The sequence below is a fragment of the Emticicia agri genome, assembly GCF_004168285.1.
Taxonomy (GTDB): domain Bacteria; phylum Bacteroidota; class Bacteroidia; order Cytophagales; family Spirosomataceae; genus Emticicia; species Emticicia agri.
On sequence record NZ_SEWF01000041.1, the window covers coordinates 19,120 to 43,480 of the forward strand.

The following is a 24,361-nucleotide window of genomic DNA, read 5'->3' on the forward strand; positions in this document are numbered from 1 at the left end:
TGTAAAACCAAAAATAAAAACAATATGACAAATCTTGAAGCATTGGTAGTGAGCAATAATCTTGATATTCTGGCAGAAATGCTCGGCGTATCCTTGTCTTACAGTCTTGAGTTGGTTGATGAAAGTAAAAAGGCTGACTATATCAGAGAAAAACGTAATGCCATTACAGAGGTGATGAATAAAAAAGTAAAGTCTATCCAGGAATCAGAGAGCTCTGACAAGGACGATAAGATTTCAAAAGAACAGCAAGAAGCAAATGTCCTTTGGGATAGCTTCAAAAACCAAAAGTTTGAAGGCGAGTTCTCAAAACTTGACCTGAATAGATTTCCTACTGACAGCAAATACATTGATGCCAAAAAGGACGAACAAGGCAATAGTGTTTTCAGGTCTTCTCTTACCTATTTCAGAAAAATTAATTTAATTTAATTATGCCTTATTCAAAACCCTTTTTCATGAATTTTATCCTCTCTGACGGAGAAGGAAATTATGTGGGTCTGTATCGGGTGAAAAGCAAAGATGATACAAATGGCACCTATGATACCAGATACTATTATCTCAGAACAGATGCCAGCGGTACGCATATTAATGTCGGCACAAACCCCGTCAGCCGTGGAAATGCCGTGAACGGGTATTTTGATGACTTGGAAACGGCAATAGATGAACTAAACTGGCCTGACGGGTATGGGGGTGGCGATATTGATACTTTTGCCACCAGAAAGTTTATAACCTACTACCAGCAGCACGTAGTTGATACAGGAATTGAAAATACTAAAACCCGTTATTCACAGGTATATGATTACGGCATCAGAGACTATCTGATTAAGGTAGAAATGGGGCTGATATTTCCTACCTATGCTGAGTTAGTGGCCAATGATAATTCTTCATGGGCAGACATCGATGAATTGGTAGACCATGTAATGGGTATTGCCGATGATACAACTGTATCTTTTAGAATCTGTACTGATTTGGATGATGCTATTTTTTATGGTGAAAATGGGTATTATGATTTGTGGACGCACCAGATGCAGGACGAGATGAACTACCCTTCCCGTATTCAGTATGGTAGTGGCCATGTGTCGTTATCTTATGAAGCAGGTTTGGATAAGTGCAAGGAATTTGTAGGCAAACTGATAGCCCGTTATTGGGACAGAACAGACGGACGGGTTTTATGGGCAGCTGACGGGATGACCGGACAGAATGAAGCGGCCTATAATTACGAAAATCAGCCTTATATCTATGAACAAGGACCGGGGGTGGTTTCGACAGAAGCAGGCTCAGGCAATACTAACCTGATAGGCGCAGGCACTACTTTTCTGACTACATTCAATGAAAATAACCCTATTGTTATCAACGGCGAACGATTGATAGTTACTACTATTGGGTCAGATACCGAAATGGCCACAACTGCCAGTGTAGGAACTTTCACGAATCAGCCTTACAAATATTCGGGAAATACAAAAGTATTGCACCCGACTATTTATGACTACTCGCCGCCAAGTATTGCTGCTTTCCGTGCTTTCATGGAAAATGAATATGAGACGATTGAGGAATTAAACGCCTCATGGGGTGAATCAAATGCCTCTTTTGCGGTGATTCAGCCGCCTAAATCAGGCGTCACTACTCCAAATCCTCAAACACCACCTGAACTGTTGTGTGCTGTTTTTGCCACTAATAAGGGTAAAGACTGGTGGCGATTCAATAACAGACAGCTAAAGAACTATCTATCTGACGTGCGTCAGATTATACTGGATAATTCGGAGAGCAAAGTAAAATTTGTGCTGGAATTCGGGTCTGTTACGGATATTTATTCACCGCTTCGACAGTCGCTGTTGGTGAATGAAATGGGAGGATTGGGAGGATATAGTGATATGCTGAAAGCTCAGTTAGGTATTATGAACTCGCACCCTGATTTGGCTATTACGGTAGATGTGTTCCGCTCGGTGTATGGAGGTAAGTTTGGTACAGAACTAAGCGACGACGATGCAGCAACACAATATGGTGCAGCCAATGCCGAACAGGTAAAAGACAAACTGTTACAAATGGCATATGGCGCCATTCAGAATGGCGCTACGCATATGATGGTAATACCTAACCATAATGAGTATTACCCTACCATGTTGCAAGTAATAACGGCAATAAAGCAGTATATGGATACTTATACGAATCCGGTGCCTAATCCGGGCATTGAGTTAGAATATTCTGTAGGACAGCAATTAGAAAATCCGAATTTTCTGCTGAATGCCTGGAAAGCCGCAGGCGGGAGCAATACTACCCGAATCAAGATGATTCAGAGTTCTGATTTTGGGTTTGGGGAGAATACAAGCGGTTGTGCGTATCCGATAAGTATTTACGGGGCATTGCATACGTTCTGTCTGCATTCACCTGCTATCAAATCTTTTGGCTATACTGATGCTGTGGCGGCAGGGAATCAGGCAGTTTTGAATAATTATAATCAGAATTATTTCAGATTCCTCTCGCCAACTCATACAATCACTTACCCCAGTACAGGAGATTTAGCCAAGTCTAACTGGCGGATTGTGGGTAATTCGGGTACTGTGTATGTAAGTAACGTACAAAAGGCGGGTTATCGGCGTGTAGCTCCAGACCCTTTTACGGGGTATCAACCGAAAGAAAACAATAATCACCCTGATAGGCGGTATCCAGGCGTAGAAGGGGAAGACTCTGTTTTTTATCTGCCTAAATCTGACGGGCCTTATACGATTTATATGACCAATACAGGTACGGTTAGTTTGCAGTTCCTGATAGATATATTAGACCCGGGCAATGGACAAAACTCAATCAATCTGAAAGACCAGATTATATCTGCCGCAGATGGCGAACAGTCTTATGTGTTAGATGTGTCTAACATTCCTAATACTACGATTCCGCAGGTGAAATTGAATTGTAATAGAAATTGATTTTTCCGACGCAATGTAATCGTCAATGTGTTCGGACTGGCAGATTTGCCACACGGTTTTGCAATGACTAAAAAATAATTCATAAAGAAAGAATGCCATGTTATTTTTAACAGCCGGACACCATAAAAAAGATGCCGGTGCTACTTACAATGGGCGAAAGGAAGCTGATGAAACCGTCCGGCTTCGGAATGCTATCGCCAGACTATTGACCGATAAAGGATTGAAAGTTTGGACAGACGCTGATGACTGGGATTTAAACCGGACTATCAACGAAATTACCAAACGCTCGAAACCTGATGATATCATCTGCGATTTACACTTCAATGCCGGAGCAGCTACCGCCAGCGGGTGCGAGGTTTTTGTAGCTGATAATGCCAATGCTGCCGAACTGAATCTGGCAACTGAATTGGTAAACACTATTGCCTCAACCCTGCTAATCAGAAACAGGGGAGTGAAAAAAGAGCATGACAGTCAGCATAAACGCCTGGGAATGATGCGCCCTGCCGGACGAAATGTGCTGATAGAAATCTGCTTTCTCTCAAACAACTATGATAGGCAGCAGTATGATACTTTCTTTGGCCTGTTGGCAGAGGGAATTGCCCGAGTGTTAGCTCAAAAAATAGAGTAAAATTTCCACACAATAAAAGCGGTATCCGCATGAAAACAATGATGTTCAATTTTAAACAGCAAATCATGAATCATCCCTATATGATTTCATTTTTTGCCTTATTAGCCACTTTACTGAAGTTTGTGATAGAGTCGTGGCAGGTTGATGGTATATTATTTATCTTCCTGTTTTTGCTCATCGCCATTGATACCTATACAGGTGTACGTTTAGCCAAACAAAAGAATCAGTACAATTATAAAGTACTGAAAGAAAAAGCTACCCGAAAGGTATTGGGCTATGTTATTTTTCTGATAGCTCTCTGGACATTTACGATGATGCTCTTCCTGATGAATATCAAAGACGGGGTGCCATTCATCAACAGTTATTATCTGAATATACCCATGATGACCACCATGCTTTTTTTTGCAGGAATCGAATTCCTGTCTATCAAAACCAATGTTACACTCATATTTGGTATCCATACGCCTCATGCTGTAATAGATAAAGTAGAAAATTTCATCAATACAGGTGGCGCAGATGCCAAAAAATTAATAGACACTAATTCTGAAACTACATGAACCGATTAAGCCTTATTCTGACAGGCCTTGCCCTGGCAGGCGGCATTGCCGCAACTATCTGGGTGCAGACTACATTCAGTAAATTAAAAGAGCGCAAGATACTGGTGCAGGAAAACAAACTGTTGAAAGCCGAAAGAAAAACCTTGCAGGATTCGCTACAATTGCATAAAACATGGTTGGCCAAAAGTCTGATAGATACCAAGAATGCCACCGAATTATATGCCCTCACCCAGGGTATGGCAACCTCTTTTCAGTCGGTTATTGTAGTAATGCGAGACAGCGTCATTCAGATAAATAAAGACAGAGCTACGCTCGAAGCGAAGGTATTAGAACTCCGGAAAGACCTCGAACGAGCCAGAAAGAAACGGAAGTTTTTGTAGAATAGCCTCACAGGCAACCTTTTAAGGATATTTACCGTAAATAGACTGAGTAGGTACATTCTACATTTTACTTTTTGGGTTTAGCTAAAGAACTAATCTATTGGGTTAGTTCTTTTTTTATCCCTTAAACCCTTCAGCTAATGGCTCTTTTAATGATAGAACACTTTTCAAACAGTTCAAGGTGTTCAAAAGCTCTCAATAAAATATAGGCATTGCGTGTATTCATTTCATTCAGTCTGCGGATATTGTAAGCCAGTTCGTCTTCCGGTAAATTGTTCCACCAGTCAATACATTTTTCCCAGCGTTTGTTAGAAATATGTACTTCAACCGGAGGTAAATAAAAATTATCTACCGACGATGCTTTTACGGCTGTAGCAATACAGGTACAAACAAAAACCAGAATCGAAATTTGTAGCGATACAACAAAGAATCTGCCTTCAAAAGTAAAATAGGCACAAATAGTGCAAAGTGCACAGATAAGATAGGATAAGAGAATCGCATTCGACGCTCTTTTTTCAGAAAGCGCAATTTTCATGATTGTAGAATTATTTACTATATAATTACTAAAAAATCGTACCAAGCAAACTCTTGGTCAATTATTGTAGCAGATATTACCCAGTTATACAGCTTTTGTTGATATTGCAAAAGTTTACTACTTATATGGCCTTCACTGTAATTGTATATACGAAGAAAGGCCCTTTCATTTCAGTTTCAGCAGCATACTCTCGGTACCATTGTGTTTTACCTCAAAAGTAGCATTAAAAACCATCAGTTTTATGTCACCGTCGGGTGTTACCGCCGTAATCACCTCTTTGCCATCTTCAAACGTGATAACAACCATCTCTTTGCCATTCGCATCTTTTTTATTGCCAGTGTGGGGTTCATTGTCTTACTGATTTTGTGTGAATGAATAATGTATATAACAAATGGCGATTTGTTTTGTTTGAGTAGATTTGGGATTTACCTATACAGTTTTGTATATATACGAAATTGTATAGGTACAGAACTGTATATCTAATAAAAGCCTATAATTAACAGTTAACACAAAACCCCTCTCCAAGTCAAAAACAGAAGAGGGGTTTTACCTAAAATTCTATCCCTTAAAAACAATTCCCGGTCAACTAACTGCGAGCAGGATGCTCGCGCCACAAGTGGAGAATTTTTATTGCCTAAAAACAATTCCCCGTCAAACCGGTTGCATCAAATTTGGTCGTGTAGGTGCCTTTTTTGGCGTCGTAGGCTACTACAAGCACCAAACCAACTTTTCCGGCTCTTTTGGGTGAGCAGTATTCAAACAGGTAATAACTGTTGGCTTCGCCTCTTACTACCCTTGCCAGTTCGATGAATTTAGCTTCCAATTCATTTTTGTTCTGTGGGAAAACCGCCCCGTTTTTACCGATAGTGGTCAGAACCGATTTGTCGATTTCAGTACCCAGACCAATGGTAAATAAAGAGATTTTAGAGTTGGCACCATTTACTTTATTAAGCGCAACCTGTTTCGAATAACGGGCGGCCTGGTCGGTTCCGTCGGTAAATATCACAATCGAATAGGCTGATATATAGCTTTCTTTCTGCAAATCTTTCAGTCGTTGTTCTGCTTTATCAACCGATTTGATAACTGCGCCATACAAATCAGTCGATGGGTCTTTCGAGAGACTGGCACTCAGGTTCTGGACTGCATTGGTCAGTTTGTTTTTATCAGACGTAAAGTCAACAAGGGTATTCAGCTTATCTTCTCCATCAAACCACGCAATACTCACCAGATAAGAATCGTCGCCCGAAGTAGTGATAATATTATTGATAAAACTGATAGTAGAGCTTTTCAACTGTGTTAAGGCCGTAGAAGTAACACTGGCACTTAAATCGAGCACTATCATGGTATTATGTCTGAATTTCTGCGGACTTGGCGAAAACTGTTTGTTGGCCTCGCTTTCCGAAATGGCATTGGCACATTCGTCGTTGGTGCCTTGTTCATATACCTTAAAGTTACCTGTAGTTAAACCTGACACCGGAAGAAAACTACTTGAATTGATATTGACTTTCAATATCATACTCAGCTTGCTGGTACCCGGCACAATTTTAGGCTCAGAAATAGCCGTAATTTTCAGGTCGTCGTAAAAAATATCGGGGCAATTGCGGTTGTTGTCTGGTTCGCAGGAGTTAAAAAGAATCGCACAGAGCATGAGTAAACCGCCAAGGAAAAACTTCTTTGTCATGGTGAAAATAGGTTTTATTTAGTATAAGCACGTAAAAGTCTTGCAAATTAAGTATTTCTTGTGTTTGGTCTCTGCATTTCTAACGAAAAAAAACGCCAAATGTGATGGTAGGGGGGTAATAATAAATTTAACGGTAGTTATCAGCCTAACTTTCTGGTATAAAACTTTACCACTGACGGGTAGTAAAAACGTCTCTTAATAATTTTTTAATTGGTACTTTCGGCTTGATTGAATAAGTTTGACAAAGTGTAACAGATTCTGTGACGGATAATACGCTTTCAGGCAGGTATTTGAGAGAAATAAAAAACAGGGCTGCCAAGCCCTGCCATTTATAAAAAAACTTAATAGCATACGCTTTTAAGGCTGTTCCATAGAGCAGTTAAATTGTTAATTGTTTGATTAAGGAAATACCTCTGCTTCTGGTGGAGGTATTTTTTGTATAAAGCCTGCTTAATTCTGACAGGTTCGTATTTCTGCTTTAAAAAGATTCTGCTGTGAGGCTTCAAAACCAGGCTTCAAGAGAATAGATTTTCCGCTTACATAATCAACTTTAGCAGGCGATGTGCCATTAGTATTGATTCTACTGCTCGACTGGATACTTTTATTTACCTGATAAAAATGTTCGCCTCCTTGCAGATTGGTGGTCAGGTTCAGGTCATCAACAGCCACACTGATGCTCACGGTCTGGCTTCCACCATTCCGGCAAAAGGCTTCAATGGTGGTGGCAGTAGCTAAACTTACCTGTATGGTATTGCCTGACATATTGTTAGACCACACTACATTATTACCCGGACACCCGTTGGCGGTTAGCGTAATGGGTTTATTCGGACAGGCATAGACATTGCCGGGTGCAATAGTAATGGCATAGCAATTGGCAGACTGGGTAATCTGAATGGCATTACTGGCATTGCTTGCGCAGCTATTGGTGGTGCAGGTAGCCCTGTAAGTTCCGGCGGCATTTACAGTAATCACAGACCCTGTTTGTCCGTTACTCCAGGTAACCGTTCCCGAACAATTAGATGCTGTGAGTGTAAGGGTTTTATTGGCGCAAAGCACAGTGGTAAACGAACTCAGGGTAGGAGGGTTAGGATTACTCATAACAATGCTGTTGGTCGGACAGTAAAAAGTGGGTGCATTGTAAAATTTCTGAATCCCGTTATAACCCCCTCCGACTATCATAACCGCTTCTTCGTTTAAAGCAAAAATACTTGCATTAAAACCCGGAGATTGGGCTTCTATTGCCCATGAAATACCTCCATCGTAACTGGTCGCCAATTTCCCGCCTAATAATGCCCACCCTTTGGCTGGCGTAGCAAAATGAATCTTGCTGAAAGGAAAAGAATAATAACTGATGCGTTGCCATGAAACTCCATCATTAGTGGTTCTGAAAAGTTCATTACCAGTACCAATCCAGCCCACGTTGGCATTGAGAAAGAAAACATCGGCCATATAACTCTCTGTCATATTCTCCTGTAAAGTCCAGGTAGCACCCGAATCGTCGGAATAGTACATACGCCCTTGTTCGCCTATGAGCCAACCTTTGTTCTGCATAAAATGAATATCGGTAAGCACAACATTATCAGTAGGTAAAGGAACGACCGCCCAGGTGGTACCTCCATTAGTTGTTTTTAACAGGAGTTCTCTACTGCCTGTTACCCAACCATTATTCTGGTCTTTAAAAAATACACTGCTGAATGTTTTAGAGTTGGGTTGCGTATATTGCTCCGTCCAGTTAAGACCTCCGTCAGATGAATAATAGATTTTTTTACTGGTTATTAACCAGACCTTATTATTGAGGTAATGAATGTCAATCAGCAAATCATTAATCAGCGGTACAGGCTGTGTAAATGTCCAGGTTCTGCCTCCGTTGTTGGTAGTGCCTATATTAACATCGCCAAGCACTCGCCCATTGTAGGCATCACTGAAATAAACCTCCTTGTATGCTTCTACCACAGGAGGGTAGATGGCATTCCATGAGTGTCCTCCGTTATGAGTAACAATAATGGTTCCGCCCGAGCCTCCCATCATGCCGTGTTGGGCATCATAAAAATCACCGCCTAATTTATAACTCGAATTCATGGCGACTCTGCTGATTCCCCAGGTAGTTCCGCCGTCGATAGTGTTTAAAACACAGCCTGTTCCGAAAATCCATCCGGTGGTTTCATTAATAAATACTATACGGTTATAGTCTTGCCGAAAATTACTTCTGGCCGCACTATCAAGTTTCCAGGTATTACCACCATCGTTGGTTCTTACAATGGCTCCGTCTTCACCCACAATAATCCCTTTCTGTTGGTTAAGAAACACCACATCAAAAAAACCTGAAAAAACATCAGGTGAAGTCTGGTTATGCCAACTGTTACCTCCGTCTGTGGTATTCAGAATAACCCCCAATGAACCTGTTGCCCACCCGTGGTTACTATTCACAAAAAAAACCGAAAGCAGGTGCTCTTGGCTATACGGGTCATGCGATTGCGCAAACCAGTTCAACCCGCCATTGGTGGTTTTCATGATAGTTCTTGATGTACCTACGGCCCAACCTGTATTTTCGTCGAGAAAAAATATCTTCAATAAACTATTAATCGAGTTATTGAGAAATATTTTCTGCCAGTGCTTACCTCCATCAGTTGTTTTAATGATATAATGGTCATGATCTTTTGAGCCCACAACAAATCCGGTTTGCTCATTCACAAATTGTATATCATCAAAACTCAGCGTTGCATCAATCAGAATATACTTCCAGTTGGTGCCGCCGTCTTCCGAATACATAATATACCCTTTTTCGCCAACTGCCCATGCCTTATTGGGTGCCGACATAGACGTGGCAAAAACAGCAAAATTGGGTACGTCAGGTGCTTGCCATTCCCAGAATTTTTCTCCTTTCAGGTAGGGAACAACTTCATACGTTCCTGTAGCTGTCGGATTAAAATCTGTGCGGTTGCCGTTATCAAACGGAACTCCATCTTTACGCCATTCAAAGCCGTAGTTAGAACCAAGCCCAGTCATTGAAAGTCTTGGGCTTGCGTTCAGGCAGGTATTGCCATTGTCGGCTATAAGTGTTCCGCTTGGGCCAATGTTTACAGTCTCGGGCTTGCTATCTATGCTCCGACAGCCATTTACTACACAGGCCGCTGTATAAGTGCCACTGCTATTAACGGTAACCGCACTCCCCGTTGCCCCATTGCTCCAACTCACAACCCCGGTGCATCCGGTAGCAGTTAGGACTACCTGAGTAGCATTACAGGCGGCTTTTGAGACCTGCGGCGCAGCCGGACTCGGTTTAAGCACAATGGCGTTTGACGGGCAGTATCTGATAAGATTAGCCGTTATTTTCTTAATAACACCCTCTTCACCACTTACCCATCCGGTTTTGGCATCGGTAAAAAACAGCCCGGTAAAATTTTTATCTGAACCGAGGTTTTTCCGTATCCAGAAATTGCCCCCATCGTTAGTATAGAGAAGCAGTCCTTTTTCACCCACAATCCATCCTTCTTTCGCATTGGTAAACACAATTCTGTTCAGCTTAAGATTGGTATTTGACTGCTGAGGTTGCCAGGTTTGTCCGCCGTCGGTTGTATGTGTAATATAGCCATTATCGCCCACAATCCATCCTTCATAGGCATTAATAAAGAAAATATCAGAAGTATGTAACGCTATAAGGTTCTGAATAAAAATACTCTCCCAACTCCATCCGCCATCTGTAGTTCTTCTTATACTGCCATCTGTCAGTACCCAGCCATTATATTGGTTGGCAAAAAATAAGTCAACCATTTCAGTATTGCCTCCGCCACCTGCCAGTGTCCACGAAGCACCGCCATTTGTTGTTCTGTAATACCATCGGTTACTTACAGCCACAAAGCCATTATTGATATCGGTAAAAAATACAGCATTAATAATATCATAACTGAAAATTTCATTCACGGTCTGTAGTGCCCACGAAGCACCGCCATCGGTTGTTTTATAGAGTTTACTGCCATAGCCCGCTGCCCATCCGGTTAGTTCATTCACAAAAAATACGTCTTTCAACTCAACATCAAGGCCGATAGAGGTTTTATTCCAGGTTTGTCCGCCATTGGTAGTAGAAAGTATAAAAGTTCCTCTGCCCACAGCCCAGCCTTTATTAGCATTGATAAAGAATACATCGTTAATTTTTAAGGTAGAATTAGTTGCCTGATTGCCTGAAATGGTGATGTCTTTTTGTACTGCCGTAAAGGTGTAGTTTCCGGCATCTAATGCCTTATAAGTATAACTATTGATATGTGGAAGAAAATTTCCGTCTCTGCTGTACTCAGGATAAGTATTCAACGGCAGAGAAGTTTGCAACACCACTGAACTATTGGCGCAACTATTACCAACCTGACTTAAAACGCCCGAACTGCCAGACTCGATATGGTAGGGCAGGCTTGTGCTTGTACCATTATTGGTGATACAACTGGCAGCATAAGTACCACCAACAGAAACAGTAATAACGCTGCCTGTTGTACCGATACTCCATCGGATACTTCCGGCACAACCTGTGGCAGTAAGGGTAACAGGCGTGGTACTTATAAGAGGACAAAAATTAGTAGAGCTACCTGTAATAACAGGCGGCGAAGTCTGTGCAAGCAAAGCACTTTGTACAAAAACAAAAAAAACAGTAATCAGGCTAAAAAACCTTTTCATGGTACCAAGGTATGTATCAAGCCATGTCCTTCAATTATCAGTATCAAACAATATCTTTTCTGAACAGCACAATAGTTTGCCTGCTATCTTTAAGATGGCATACAAATACGCATAAAACTCAAATGGCAACAGGAAAAGATATGCAGCGAATACTTTTTCAATCAGACAGCCTTTGGATATGTTTAGAATGAGGCAAAGATAGGGAAATTAAAGATGCAAACAGGAACCCTGCTATAGGAAATATTATAAATTTAACAAGGCTCTGATGGCTGACAGATTAATAGCAGATAGGGAGGAGGCTACCCTTCTATTGAAACAATCATGTGGTCAACTAATTGGGTAAAAACAGGTTTTGGGAAAACAGTATTCAGCCGGATACTTTCCAGTTCGTTGCTGTCTAAAACCGGAATGATGGCTTTTAGTTTTTTCAGGTCAGATAAAATACTTCCTTTATCCATTTTTGAGGCAACAGATTTTATATCTTCTTTCCAGAAACTAAAGGCATCAACCCCACAGCAATCTGCTGCACAATGTACCTCCAGTCGATTCAATAAGTCTTTCACAGAACCCATTAATCCATCAATATTTAAAGATTTTGTTCTTGGTTCTTCAAAATCGACCCATTTAATCCATTCGGTCTTACTGATACTGATTCCTTCTTTCATTTGGCATGTTTGGTTTTTATAAGGCTATGTTTATTAAGAAGCAAAAAAAGCATAAAGTCACTTATGAATCAGCAAACTTAAAACCAAAACATCATTTTGTCCTATTTTTTTGATGCTTATTCCCTTTGCCATTGTCTGAATCTCAGGGTATTGCCGCTTGGGTCGGTTACATAAAATTCTCTGCTACCCCATGTCTGGTCTATTGGCTCCTGATGTACGGGCGAGTTGGTTTTGCCTGAAATATCCAGACCTCTGTCGAGATAGCGTTGAAATCTTTCATCAATGTCGGTTACTACTATATTTACCACACTCCCGTAAAGGGTATCGCTTTCATATTGGGTAAGCTGTAATTCGGCCTCTTCATTGATTAAATCTACTACGGCATCATTGGCTGTTTCTTCAGGATATTTCTGCCTGAAATCCAATACCTGTGTATAGAAATCTATTGCCTCCTGCATATGATGGCATTTAAAGAGCGGGATAATTTTCATGTCTTTTGTAGGTAATTAAATAGCTGAAATGACAAAACTAAGGTTGAGTTTTGATAAGTAAATATAACAAAACAAACCTTAACTATATATAAATAGCTAAGGTTTGTTTAGATAAGACTATAATGAACCCTTATTTACTCTTCGCACCATCCACAAGCTGTTGTAGTTGAGCTGTCAGCAGGGCTTCTATTTTATCCAGTCTGCTTTCTAAAGATTGGTTTTTGCCTTTCAGTGCATTATTTTCATTGCGGAGTTCTTTTACTGCTTCAATCAGGTGAGGTACTAATCCGATATAGTTGACAGATAAGAAGCCTTTTTCGTCTGTTTGTACCAATTCAGGGAAAATCTTTTGTACTTCTTGTGCTATTAAGCCTGTTTGCAGGTCTTTGCTACGGCTTTCTTCCAACCATTTGTAATGATAGCCATTCAGTTGAGCAATAGTTTGTAAGGAATTATGCAAAGGAGAAAAATCCTTTTTTAGCCTTTTATCAGACGTTTGAATCAGGTTGCCGTTAAGGTAACCATTGCCTGCACTATTTACCCAGAAACGCCAGTTATTGCCAATCCAGATTCCGGCTTCTGTATCGTTTTTCATGCCATAAAAAGCACCGTCAGCCACACTTGCGCTATTGGCAGAATTATTCATCCAGATACCAGCCGTATTGCCTGTATGTCTTAATCTTGCTCTTCCGTTTACTTCTAAAATATTAATTGGTGCACTGATACCAATGCCTACATTGCCACTGTTTGTAATAAGGGCATGCCCGGAAGTTGATGAAAAATAACCGCCAATACCGGCATGGGTAGCAATGCCACGTACCCCGTTGCCGTAAGCTGTGGTACCTAATACGCCATAATAACTATAACACTCACCCGAAACACCTATCCCGAACGGGCCATTGCTCAACCCATGTACCCCTTCAAACACCTGTGAAAAGCCATATACCCCAATGCCGTTATCAGCACCCGTCCCCGAATCAGCAATGCCATACACGCCTTTTCCGAAAAATCCATAGCCTACGCCAACTACTCCACTGCCATATTTAGTGAGCGTGATACCTCTGAGTGCATCACCGTTATCACTCGTTTTTCTGTTATAGCCTATAATGACGGATTTAGTGCCTGTTTCAGAGGAGTCAATATAAGCCTCAATTTTGGTTTGACCCCATGTGTTTAAGCTAATGAGCAAAGAGAAGAATAGGAGTTTTTTCATGATTGATAATTTTGAAAATTAGTGTTACAATGAGCTATGTTTCTGGTAGTAAAATTATCACCCGAAAACCGTGTAGTCAATTACGGAAAGCCGTGATAAGTTGCAGATTTACTCCGAATGTTTTATTATTGTGAAGTATTATTGAATGAAACTAATAACCTGTGTTTTTGTTGATTATTGACCAAAAAAGTTTTAAAAAATGCTGAAAAACCTGACTATTATTCTCTGCCTGCTTGTAAGTATGATGGGCGCCTCTGTACAGGAAACTAAAGTTTATTCCTGCGAAAGTGGCGAGCTGAAAGTTAAACCATCGCCCACTACAGAATTTACCGAATGGCTTGCTACACATAACGAAAAGATTGGTAAAGCTGCTCCGGCCAGTACAAAGAAAACTACAAGAGTAACCCTCGTATTTGTTGTTGACAAAGAGGGGAATATACTAAACCCTAAAATATGGAGAGGCATCGGGCAGGGTTATGATGAGTATGCACATAAACTGATAACAAGCAATCCTTTCAAATGGCTTCCCGGACAAATAAGCAACAAAGTGCCTGTCAGTACAGAAGTGTATTATGAACTGGACTATATAAAAAACAATAACCGATTAATGACCAAAGCAAACGAACCGCTTCGCTGAGTAGTTATCCGGCTATCACTCATGCTTGTATTTAATTAATCTGAAAACCTATCCTGAAACAAAAAACTGATATTTGCCTGACAAATAGGGGTGTAAGAATGAGCTATGCAATTTGAATATACTTTTAAACTGAGCGAAAATGATTACGTTGCGCTTAATATTGGTGTAAAAAAAGCACGGGAAAATAAAACCAAATGGCTCAATAGAATAGCAAAAGCTTTTTTAATTGTCGCCCCACTATTGCCAATACAATGTTAGTGGCAGTTTTTATACACTTTCTTTTTTTTTATTAAAATTTGTCTATGTGTTAAAGCAAGAAATATTAATCCAATTATGACTGTCAATGTTATTGTTATCATATTTTCATAGATTTGACTTGCATTCATTTTTATATTTGCAACAATTGCTGTCTGAATTCCATTCAATGCTCCATGTGCAATTGAAGCAGGTATAAAGCTGTTACTTTTTAGGGTAAGCCAAGCATAAAAATATGATGTCGCAATAAGCCTAATCGGAAAAAGTATAAAACTTCCAATAACAGGATTGTCTGGGTAGTTATAACCATTGAGCAAAGCAGGCAAATGCCACATTGACCAAATAAAACCTAAAATTGTTACGCCCTTAACCAAACCAAATTGGTCTGTAAGTAAGGGTTGTAACAAACCACGCCAAGCAAATTCTTCTCCTGTAGCTACCAAGGCATTCAGCAGGGCAAATGCTGCCCCAGTAACAAATATGTTTGCTACAAATACTAACCAAGATTGAATTCCTTTTCCTAAAAAAAAAGGTCCCCCTGTAATATTTACACTTGAAATTGAAAAACTAAACCATTCTGATTGTCCGTAGTTGAATTGTTGAATGATTATTAAAACTGCAAATGCAATAAATATAGGAATTAGAATGGCGAAAAATGAAGTGATAAAAATTTTTGAGTTTGGCTTCCATAAAAGTTTTTGTCTTAAATTCATGTTTCTGTTGAGAAAAAATATTGTTACAATAAGCGGTGACAGCATTGCTCCTACAAGCCAAATTCTTGCAGCATCACTATTAATGTCTCCTGTAATAGAAATTGCTAAAATTTGAATTAACCAGCTAACAATCAGTAAAAGTGCAATGTAGATGGAAACTTGTTTTTTTGTTTTCATAATTTCTTGTCTCATTATTAATTTAGGGAGTTTGTCAAAATTGCCACTAACAGGTTCCTTAGTAGGATTTCACAGTTATTAAGGATACTTATTTATTTTTTTCTTTTAGAAAACTATTACAGGAGCTGCTATGATAAGTGTTCCCCCAGCATCTGCTGTAGCGGTAGTAGGAGACCCTACAGGATTTCCGCCTCTTTTTATAACAAGCGTAGCTTGTTGCCCCGCCATACCACCAGCACCTGATATTGTAATGTTCGCTCCTGATACACCAGCATCGAAAGTAATTTCTTTAGTCCAGGGAAGCGATGCTATCTGTTCAGTAATGGTTCCACCACTTGCCGTGGTGTAGGCTGTAATGATATTGTTTCCTGTAAAATTTCCTGTTAGCTCATATCGAATCGTGCGTGATGAGTTGTTTGTTACGTTAGTGTCATCTTTACTGCAAGAGGTAAAAACGGTAAGAACTGTAATTAATGTAATAGCTAATTTTTTCATGACCCTTATACTGTTAATTTTTAAATTTTACTCTTTTATAATGACTTTCTCAATTTCATTTCTACTTTTTTAATGATTACTACCTTTTGAATATCGGTTCTGCTTTTTGAATGTTACGTTGCTTTTTGTTTAAAGCAATCCCTTCTTTGAAATAAGTGGTATACAGAATTAGAACAATTTCAGTTGCTTTGGCTGCATATGGTTGCATTCACTACTAAAACCAGTTGCCCCAACAATTGGAAAGTTTCGTTACTGGTTTTTTATGCTTCAATATGAGGCCATTTCCACGCAGAACAGATAATCAAACATAGAAGAACTACTTCTACCACAGCAGCAAAATACATATGCAACCAAGCCTCGCCAGCCAAATTAAACAACATATAAGGAATCAATACGGCTGCCACGATTATGTTTGTCAAGCGATTTATTTTAGCCGGCAGGGCAATAGAAAGGAAAATCATAAGGGTTGGTATAGTTACCAAAATCATTGCTATCAGTAGAAAGATGTATGAAATATCAAATACAAATACTTTCCCTGCCAATATATCTTTTATGGAGCCGGGCATATATAAATGGAAATAATCAACGTAGGCATATAGAAACATAAAACTCGCCCATAGTGTAGCAATCTTTAGTTTCACGCTGACTTTGAAGTCTTGCAATGCGTTTTGTGGTATTTTATCTGTATTCATAAGTTTTCTACTAAAAGTTAAATCCGACATTAAGTCCAGGCTCAGGAAAAATGAATTTAGACCATTTGTCATCCAACTGTTTAAACCCATCAGGCAGTTGGGTGTGATATGCCCGATGGGTCATACAAACTGACGGTTGAAAGAAAAACTTGTCCTTGAAGAGTTTGATGTGATAGCCCATTCGGTACGAATTGAAAATCTGAAAACCATTATCTATTTTATTTCCATTCTCATTCGCAAAAATCTGATAGGTAGGCATCACATCAAGTTGGGCATAGAAACCCTTCCATAAAAATCGGGCGTAAGAAACTGTTACCCCATACTCACGTACATAGCCGGGAAATTTTTCTTCCGGTTTTTTGTAAGCCTTATTTAAAAATGGGTGGATACCATTGGGCCATGCGTATTTCCAGGTTTTAGGAGAAATTCTAATTACGTCTTTACCTGTAAGCCGATACCCAATATCTATTTGAACAAAATTGGGAGGGTTTTTTGTGTCAAAATTCCCGAATAACACAAATAAAGAAGTCCCGACAAACCATTTATGATAGGTGCTGTCTGTTTTGGCATATTGTGCATTTACCTGTAAACTGCTTGCCAGCACTGCGGCAAGTACAATCCATAAAACTTTCTTTTGCATATCTTTTACTATTATAATGATACTGCAAAATTAGATTAGCCGGATGCTATAACTCGTTAACTAAAGTTAATAAATGACTTCGCCATATAAGTTTAGAAGGACAGGTGTTATTTCTTCACAAGCCGACTTCTTAATCTGCTAAGTGATTGAGGCGTGATGCCCAGATAACTTGCTAACTGATGTTGTGGAACACGTTGAAGTAAGTCTGGTCTTTTTTGTAGTAAGTTCAGGTATCGTTGTTCGGGCGAAGAAGTTTTAAACTCGTCAAAGTCTATTCGTTGTTTGGCTAAAAGTTCCGCTGAAAACATTCTACACATTATGTCAAACTTCGGAAATTTACTGTTTACTTCTTCTTCCATATCCGCATTTGAAATAATAAGTAGAGTGTCTTCTGAGCAACTTATATAATATCCGGACGGAGTTTTACTTAGGGCACAAGCAGGTGTCAAGGCTTCCATTTCGGTGTAGAAAGCAGTGGTTCTTTCTTCACCATCTACAAAATAATAAGACCGAATGCAGCCTTTTAGAACAAAGTAGCTGTCTTTCGATTTTTGTCCTTCTTTGAGTAAAACAGTTCCTTTCTTTACTGAGTGAAACAAGTTTAACGAAAGTAAAACGTTCCTTTCATCATCTGTAAGTGAAATGTATTTAGAGATAAAGTCGAATAGTATTTTTTCCATTTTTCAATAATCAAAATCCTGCATTTACAAAAAACAAAGGTATGAAAAAAACAAGGGTTCGGAACATAGTAAAGCTACTCTTTGCTTTTGATTTTCTGTTCAGTCCTTTTCTTTTTTGTATAAGACATAGCTGCTCCTGACAAGCAATATATCTTTTGTGCCTGTTTCTAAAAAAGAACTCAATGCCGAACGCAAAGAATAGATTAAAAGCAAATGCGCTAATAGTTTGTAGTTGATAGCCATCTTTGCTATCAATCCCATTGTATATCTTCTAAAAACCAGTATAGTCCGCCCATAGTGCAGGCAAACACTACTATGCTCATAGCCATTGAAAGCACGTAATATTTAGCTGAAAAACGGGTTTGGTTGGTTTTAAAAAACTGTTCGTATATATTCTGTGCTTCAAATACGAGTAATGCTATCAGGCTCAATACACCTATAACAATAGCCAGCACAGGAAATTTAAGGCCAATGAGCCCAAACGGAGCAAATAATAAAGACCAGAAAGCAATGGCATATTTGGCGAGGTAAACTAAAATCAGAAAAATCACCCCGACGCCTACACGTTGAGCAGTATTGAAATCCTCCTGCTTTTTGAGCATGGCCCGCACAAATACATGTAAACCACATACATGGGCAAAAGTAACGAGAGGAAGTGGTATCAATAAAAATCCTAAAAATAAAGTAGCCTGCAAAAGTATCATAGAAGTGTTGTTTTGACAGACTAAAAATACTAAAAGAAACGAAGGTTTTACTGCTAAGTACCTGATATTTAAATATTTTTTGTTCTCTTAACGAAATGATAAATAAGGGAATGAATGTTCATATTTGTAATAGATTAAACAACTACACTAAAGCTCCTGCTATTTTTATCAGAGTAAATAACCGTCAAGATCTTTTTAAATGACAAAAAGAATCAAAAAAGAAGATTCAGGGTGGCGTATTTCAGCTAATGAAAAACTCTTGAGGGTCTTTATATCTCAACAGGTGCAGCAAAAGTATAGAGTAGCTTTTTGCCTCAAAAACTTAAAAAAAATAGCTTTTTTACATACAATGTTCAAAATGAGCAAAAGAATGTCCAAAATGAGATAACACTCACCTGAAATTATACTTTAGTTTTGCCTCTCAAATTTACCATTGACCTCTACCCGATGAACAACGAATTGCTCCTGACTATTGACAGACATTTGACTATTAAGTATAGTGAGATATTAATGCTCAAAGCCTGCATTAATTACACAAACATCTTAATGGAAGATGGCCGCTCTGTTTTATCTTCCCGAACACTCAGAACCTTTGAACAACGCTTGTTCAATCAATCATTCTTCAGACCGAACCGCTCTGTTATTATCAACCTGAATTATATGGTTAGTTATCAGAAAGAAGTTGCCACTATCAGAATGGGCAATAATGAATCAATTATTATTTCGAGAAGACGAATAAAAGGCTTTCTGAAAAAATCCAGAACAATCAACGATGAGCATTAAAGAACTTTCGTGTTAGAAAGAAATGGGGATTTCTTAAAGATTTTTACCTTCAACGATTTCTCTCCTCTCTTACACTACTGCTTTATTTCAGACAAACACAATAACAATTTGAATCACCAACCACATATGAAAAAATTTTTATTCCTCCTACTCATTCTTAGTACTTATAAAGGATTTAGCCAGGTACATTCAGACGACCCTGATTTTGTTTCCAAAAAAATAAACACTTACCTACCAACAACTGCAGACGCTGCTGTTTGCGATGGCCTAAGTCTGGTAACAACCTATACAACGAATAATGGCTCAAGAGGTATTATGTTTGATGTGAAAGCCACCAATACCCTTACAATTAAATACTTTGACGCAAATCTATATGCTGGTACTGCCACTTATGAAATCTGGTATCATCCCGGCTCGTATTTGGGTACTGAAGATACGCCTGGCAGTTGGACACGCATTGATTCTGTGAATAATATTGTATCGGAAGGCGCCGGTCTACCTACCCGTATTCCAATATTAGTTGATGTGGTAATACCTGCAGGCGAAACCTATGCTTTTTATATAACAAATACGGTTAGTGGTGGCGTAAATTATGTAACCACAGCCGCATCTGGTGATACATTAGCTACTGATATAAATCTGATGGTTTTAGGAGGGGTTGGTAAAGCCTATCCTTTTTCTACAAATTTTCGCTACAGAAACTTTAGTGGAACTATTTGTTATAGGTTAGGCACAAACGAAGGAACTACGCTTACCTCTGATAACAATCCTGCTGATGAAGGAGAGAATGTACTATTTACTGCAACTGTTTTACCCAGTTCGGCTACTGGTACAGTTACTTTTAAGGATGGAAGCACCACACTAAGCACAGTTGCTTTAAGTGGAGGAATAGCCACATTTTCAACCAATACCCTAACAGTTGGTACGCATAGTATCACCGCAACATATAATGGAGATGGTACGGTTGAACCCAGCACTTCTGATACCCTTTCGCAGGTAATCAATTGTCTGGCTCCCACAGGAATTTCGGTTAATAATACTACCGTTTGCCCAGGTAGTTCAGTTTTGCTAACGGCTACTTGTGCATCAGGAACAATTACCTGGTACAATCAGGCAACTGGTGGAAGTGCCATTGGTACTGGTTCATCATTGAGCCATAGCCCTGCTGTTAATACTACTTATTACACTTCTTGTGAAAGCGAAAACTGTGTAAGTAGCAGAGCAAGCACTGATGCTGTAACCCTTAGTACTGCGCCATCGGCGCCAACAAGCCCAACAGCAATACCATCAAATTTTATAGTATCAGGTACAACCACGCTCACAGCAAGCGGCTGCGATTCTCCGGCCACAATCAGTTGGTACGATACAGCCAATAGTACCATTGCTCTACCTGACAATACACCCACCATTGCAGCCAATAAAACATTCTTTGCCCGATGTACAGGTACGAATACCTGTATAAGCGACCCAAGTACCACTGTTTCTGTTACTTATACACCTTGTACGCCACTTAGCACATCTCCCGGCAATGTAACGATTTACTGGACAGGAGCTATAAGTGCCGATTGGAATAACCCCTGCAACTGGAACCCTGCCTGGGTGCCAGATAATACGAATAGCGCAGTAGCTATTAGTTTGCAGAGCAATCAACCCGTCATTTCAGGTGCAGTGCCTGCTATTAAGGAATTGTACGTCAATGCAGGTGCTATACTTACAGTAAGTAATGGTGCTACCTTAAGCGTATCAAGTTCATCATTAGCATCCATTACTTCGTATGGAGGATCTATCATCAATGAGGGTACTATCAGTACAGCTGTATCTGGTATCGGAATGAGTATTTTTGCTGGAGATATTACTAACCGTGGAACAATGAATTTGAATAATAGTATTTCCGGAATAGTTGCTAATGTTAATGCAAATGCTACGATAACCAATGAAAGTACAGGAATTATCAATCTCACTGATGGATATGGATTAAGATATATTGTCGGAAATTTGTCTACTATTACGAATCACGGAGCTATTAATTACTCAGGATTATCCTACGCTCTGAGTTTGAATGAGGGTACGCTGATTAATGATGGAACTATTACTATTACCAATGGTTTTGGGATATCAAACTTAAACGGATCAGGCATTACTAATAATGCCTGTGGTAAGATTATCATGACAGCTGGTAATTATGACAATGATGGATCAACCACAACCAATGCAGGCCTCATTCAAATGCCTGATGAGTATGATTTTGCTAATACCGGTACGTTCACTAATAATGGCGTACTGAAAGCCAATAGTGTGACAGGAATTACGAATAACAGAATGATTATTACCAATACCTGCGCCATATTTACACGTGCCTTAGCAAATAATTATACTGTAAATGGTATTTATACGAATGTGGCGGCAACAATTCAGGCAGGTACTTATACTTCGGGCAGCAATATATTTGTGGCAAATAATACCATTCCATCAGGTACGCAAACTTTATATACCCAAGTAAACAACGGCACTTGTACATTTGTCGTACCATTTATATTTGATAATGCAAAGCCTGCTTCTGTTTTAGTGAGTCAAACAGCTATTTGCTTAGGTAACTCAGTATCTTTAACAGCTTCATGCAATACAGGAACAATTACCTGGTACAAGCAGGCAACTGGTGGAAGCACGATTGGTACAGGTTCTCCTTTGAATCAAAGCCCTACTACTGCTACTACTTATTACGCATCCTGCAAAAGTAGTAATTGTGAAAGTGGCAGAGTAGCAACCAGTTTAGTAACTGTTAATAGTGTACCTCCAGCCCCAATCATCAATGCGCCAAATCCAAAAGTAGTTTGCGCACCAGGCACGCTTACTTTAACAACCAGCGACTGCACAGGCACAATTACCTGGTCGAATGGCTCGTCAGGCACGAGTTTAACTCTCTCAACGGTAGGTACATATGCCATTTCTGCTACTTGTACAGACGGCTCTTGCACCAGTCCGGCCAGTGCAGCAGTCACAGGGTTACAAATTGTAGCTCAACCAGCAGCCCCAACTATCAATGCACCGAATCCAAAAGTGGTGTGTTCGCCAAATACTTTAACCTTAACGGGCAGTGGTTGTGCAGGCACAGTCAACTGGTCGAATGGTTCATCAGGTAGTAGCTTAACGCTTTCAAGTGTAGGCACTTATAGTATTTCTGCTACTTGTACCGTGGGTAGCTGTATTTCTCCGGCAAGTGTAGCAGTAACAGGACTACAAATTGTAGCCCAACCATCAGCACCGACAATCAATGCACCAAATCCAAAAGTAGTCTGTGCACCAAGTACCTTAACGCTGACCGCAAGTGGATGTGGTGGGACAGTCAACTGGTCGAATGGTTCATCAGGTACGAGTTTGACACTTTCAATTGTGGGAACTTATAGTATTACAGCGACTTGTACAGTTGGTTCTTGTACAAGTGTGCCAAGTGCAGCAGTCACAGGATTACAGATTGTAGCTCAACCCTCTGCACCAACGATTACAGCCCCGGCTACCAAAGTAGTCTGTTCACCAAGCACGCTTACATTAACGGCAAGTGGTTGTGATGGAATAGTGAACTGGTCAAATGGTTCATCAGGCACAAGTGTAGTTTTATCAAGTGTAGGCACTTACAGCATTACAGCTACCTGTACAGTTGGGTCTTGTATTTCTCCGGCCAGTGCAGCAGTCGCAGGCTTACAGATTGTAGCTCAACCAACTGCACCAACGATTACAGCCCCGGCTACCAAAGTAGTTTGTGCACCAAGTACCTTAACGCTGACCGCAAGTGGATGTGGTGGGACAGTAAACTGGTCGAATGGTTCATCAGGTAGTAGTCTGACACTTTCAAGTGTAGGCACATATAGTATCACAGCGACCTGTACAGTTGGGTCTTGTATTTCTCCGGCCAGTGCAGCAGTTACAGGTTTGCAGATTGTAGCTCAACCAACTGCACCAACGATTACAGCCCCGGCTACCAAAGTAGTCTGTGCACCGAGTACGCTTACATTAACAGCAAGTGGATGTGGTGGAACAGTCAACTGGTCGAATGGTTCATCAGGTACAAGTATAGTTTTATCAAGTGTAGGCACTTATTCAATAACTGCGACTTGTACGGTTGGCTCTTGTACCAGTCCTCCAAGTCCAGCAGTCACAGGCTTACAGATTGTCAGTCAGCCTTCTGCTCCAACGATTACAGCCCCGGCTATGAAAGTAGTTTGTTCGCCAAGCACGCTTACTTTAACGGCCAGTGGTTGTGCAGGCACAGTCAACTGGTCAAATGGCTCATCAGGCACAAGTATAGTTTTATCAAGTGTAGGTACCTATACCATTACAGCCACCTGTACAGTTGGGTCTTGTATTTCTCCGGCCAGTGTAGCAGTAACAGGACTACAAATTGTAGCTCAACCAGCCGCCCCAACCATTACCCCTCCGGGTTCTTTAGTGGTGTGTGCACCGAGTACTTTAACCTTAACGGCAAGTGGTTGTGCAGGGACAGTCAACTGGTCGAATGGTTCATCAGGCACAAGTATAGTTTTATCAAGTGTTGGCACGTATAGTATTTCTGCTACTTGTACAGTTGGGTCTTGTACAAGTCCAGCCAGTTCAACAGTAATAGGGTTACAAATTGTAGCTCAACCAACAGCCCCAACCATTACTCCTCCGGGTTCTTTAGTGGTGTGTGCACCAAGTACTTTAACCTTAACGGCCAGCGGTTGTGCAGGGACAGTCAATTGGTCGAATGGTTCATCAGGTACGAGTCTGACGCTTTCAAGTGTGGGTACATATAGTATTTCTGCTACTTGTACAGTAGGTAGTTGCACCAGTCCGGCCAGTTCAACAGTAACAGGGTTAC

The 24,361-nt window shown here is 40.1% G+C and carries 22 protein-coding genes; 8 read left to right on the plus strand and 14 right to left on the minus strand.

The genetic code is table 11. The features are described 5' to 3' along the window. Positions 1–24: 24 nt before the first annotated feature. From EWM59_RS21290 to EWM59_RS21310, 5 genes are all read left to right on the plus strand, one after another. Complete coding sequence (locus tag EWM59_RS21290) at positions 25–426, plus strand: hypothetical protein (RefSeq protein WP_130023276.1); 402 nt, start codon at positions 25–27, stop codon at positions 424–426. A 26-nt stretch (positions 427–452) separates the two neighbouring features. After that, positions 453–2,918 carry a beta-galactosidase gene (locus EWM59_RS21295; protein ID WP_165372256.1) on the plus strand — a complete coding sequence of 822 codons (2,466 nt, stop codon included), beginning with the start codon at positions 453–455 and terminating at the stop codon, positions 2,916–2,918. Positions 2,919–3,015: 97 nt separating this feature from the next. Then, a complete protein-coding gene (locus EWM59_RS21300) occupies positions 3,016–3,546 on the plus strand; it encodes an N-acetylmuramoyl-L-alanine amidase (protein ID WP_130023278.1) in 531 nt (176 codons plus the stop codon). A gap of 65 nt (positions 3,547–3,611) precedes the next feature. Then, positions 3,612–4,103 (plus strand): phage holin family protein, encoded by a 492-nt coding sequence (locus EWM59_RS21305; RefSeq protein ID WP_165372257.1) that lies wholly within the window; start codon positions 3,612–3,614, stop codon positions 4,101–4,103. Beyond that, positions 4,100–4,483: a hypothetical protein gene (locus tag EWM59_RS21310; RefSeq protein WP_130023280.1), complete on the plus strand. Its 384-nt coding sequence runs from the start codon at positions 4,100–4,102 to the stop codon at positions 4,481–4,483. The genes EWM59_RS21305 and EWM59_RS21310 overlap by 4 nt, the downstream gene beginning before the upstream one ends. A 133-nt stretch (positions 4,484–4,616) precedes the next feature. Here the strand turns inward: EWM59_RS21310 and EWM59_RS21315 are convergent, their stop codons facing one another. The 7 genes from EWM59_RS21315 to EWM59_RS21340 all read right to left on the minus strand — a co-directional run bounded on the left by EWM59_RS21315 (position 4,617) and on the right by EWM59_RS21340 (position 13,730). Beyond that, complete coding sequence (locus tag EWM59_RS21315) at positions 4,617–5,018, minus strand: hypothetical protein (protein ID WP_130023281.1); 402 nt, start codon at positions 5,016–5,018, stop codon at positions 4,617–4,619. A gap of 165 nt (positions 5,019–5,183) precedes the next feature. Beyond that, a complete protein-coding gene (locus tag EWM59_RS27760; protein ID WP_165372258.1) occupies positions 5,184–5,324 on the minus strand; it encodes a hypothetical protein in 141 nt (46 codons plus the stop codon). 328 nt (positions 5,325–5,652) lie between these two features. After that, complete coding sequence (locus EWM59_RS21320; protein WP_130023282.1) at positions 5,653–6,699, minus strand: vWA domain-containing protein; 1,047 nt, start codon at positions 6,697–6,699, stop codon at positions 5,653–5,655. 450 nt (positions 6,700–7,149) lie between these two features. Next, positions 7,150–11,361, minus strand: a complete 4,212-nt coding sequence (locus EWM59_RS21325; RefSeq protein WP_130023283.1) for a YCF48-related protein — start codon at positions 11,359–11,361, stop codon at positions 7,150–7,152. Positions 11,362–11,660: 299 nt separating this feature from the next. Continuing rightward, a complete protein-coding gene (locus EWM59_RS21330) occupies positions 11,661–12,026 on the minus strand; it encodes a DUF6331 family protein (RefSeq protein ID WP_130023284.1) in 366 nt (121 codons plus the stop codon). A 116-nt stretch (positions 12,027–12,142) separates the two neighbouring features. Beyond that, positions 12,143–12,517, minus strand: coding sequence for a glyoxalase superfamily protein (locus EWM59_RS21335; RefSeq protein ID WP_130023285.1), 375 nt, complete (start codon positions 12,515–12,517; stop codon positions 12,143–12,145). 130 nt (positions 12,518–12,647) lie between these two features. Beyond that, positions 12,648–13,730 carry a tail fiber domain-containing protein gene (locus EWM59_RS21340; protein WP_130023286.1) on the minus strand — a complete coding sequence of 361 codons (1,083 nt, stop codon included), beginning with the start codon at positions 13,728–13,730 and terminating at the stop codon, positions 12,648–12,650. Positions 13,731–13,929: 199 nt separating this feature from the next. Here EWM59_RS21340 and EWM59_RS21345 point away from each other — a divergent pair, with 199 nt between their 5' ends. Then, positions 13,930–14,367 (plus strand): energy transducer TonB, encoded by a 438-nt coding sequence (locus EWM59_RS21345; RefSeq protein ID WP_130023287.1) that lies wholly within the window; start codon positions 13,930–13,932, stop codon positions 14,365–14,367. A 254-nt stretch (positions 14,368–14,621) separates the two neighbouring features. Here EWM59_RS21345 and EWM59_RS21350 read toward each other — a convergent pair whose 3' ends face one another. The 7 genes from EWM59_RS21350 to EWM59_RS21375 all read right to left on the minus strand — a co-directional run bounded on the left by EWM59_RS21350 (position 14,622) and on the right by EWM59_RS21375 (position 18,723). Continuing rightward, entirely contained in the window at positions 14,622–15,512 is an 891-nt protein-coding gene (locus EWM59_RS21350; RefSeq protein WP_165372259.1) for a CPBP family intramembrane glutamic endopeptidase, read from the minus strand. Positions 15,513–15,617: 105 nt separating this feature from the next. Next, positions 15,618–16,007 carry a hypothetical protein gene (locus EWM59_RS21355; RefSeq protein WP_130023289.1) on the minus strand — a complete coding sequence of 130 codons (390 nt, stop codon included), beginning with the start codon at positions 16,005–16,007 and terminating at the stop codon, positions 15,618–15,620. 260 nt (positions 16,008–16,267) lie between these two features. Further along, positions 16,268–16,699, minus strand: coding sequence for a DUF6326 family protein (locus EWM59_RS21360; protein ID WP_130023290.1), 432 nt, complete (start codon positions 16,697–16,699; stop codon positions 16,268–16,270). Between the two features lie 10 nt (positions 16,700–16,709). Beyond that, on the minus strand, positions 16,710–17,339 hold the full coding sequence (locus EWM59_RS21365) for a hypothetical protein (RefSeq protein ID WP_130023291.1): 630 nt from the start codon (positions 17,337–17,339) through the stop codon (positions 16,710–16,712). Between the two features lie 107 nt (positions 17,340–17,446). Next, the gene (locus EWM59_RS21370; RefSeq protein ID WP_130023292.1) at positions 17,447–18,019 is read right to left on the minus strand and encodes a Crp/Fnr family transcriptional regulator; all 573 of its coding nucleotides are present in this window, start codon (positions 18,017–18,019) and stop codon (positions 17,447–17,449) included. 99 nt (positions 18,020–18,118) lie between these two features. Further along, a complete protein-coding gene (locus EWM59_RS27765; RefSeq protein ID WP_165372260.1) occupies positions 18,119–18,280 on the minus strand; it encodes a hypothetical protein in 162 nt (53 codons plus the stop codon). After that, a complete protein-coding gene (locus tag EWM59_RS21375) occupies positions 18,271–18,723 on the minus strand; it encodes a hypothetical protein (RefSeq protein ID WP_130023293.1) in 453 nt (150 codons plus the stop codon). The genes EWM59_RS27765 and EWM59_RS21375 overlap by 10 nt, the downstream gene beginning before the upstream one ends. A gap of 414 nt (positions 18,724–19,137) precedes the next feature. Here EWM59_RS21375 and EWM59_RS21380 point away from each other — a divergent pair, with 414 nt between their 5' ends. Continuing rightward, on the plus strand, positions 19,138–19,506 hold the full coding sequence (locus EWM59_RS21380; RefSeq protein ID WP_165372261.1) for a LytR/AlgR family response regulator transcription factor: 369 nt from the start codon (positions 19,138–19,140) through the stop codon (positions 19,504–19,506). 126 nt (positions 19,507–19,632) lie between these two features. After that, positions 19,633–24,361, plus strand: a 4,729-nt coding sequence (locus tag EWM59_RS21385) for a beta strand repeat-containing protein (protein ID WP_130023295.1), incomplete at its 3' end; no start/stop codon positions are given.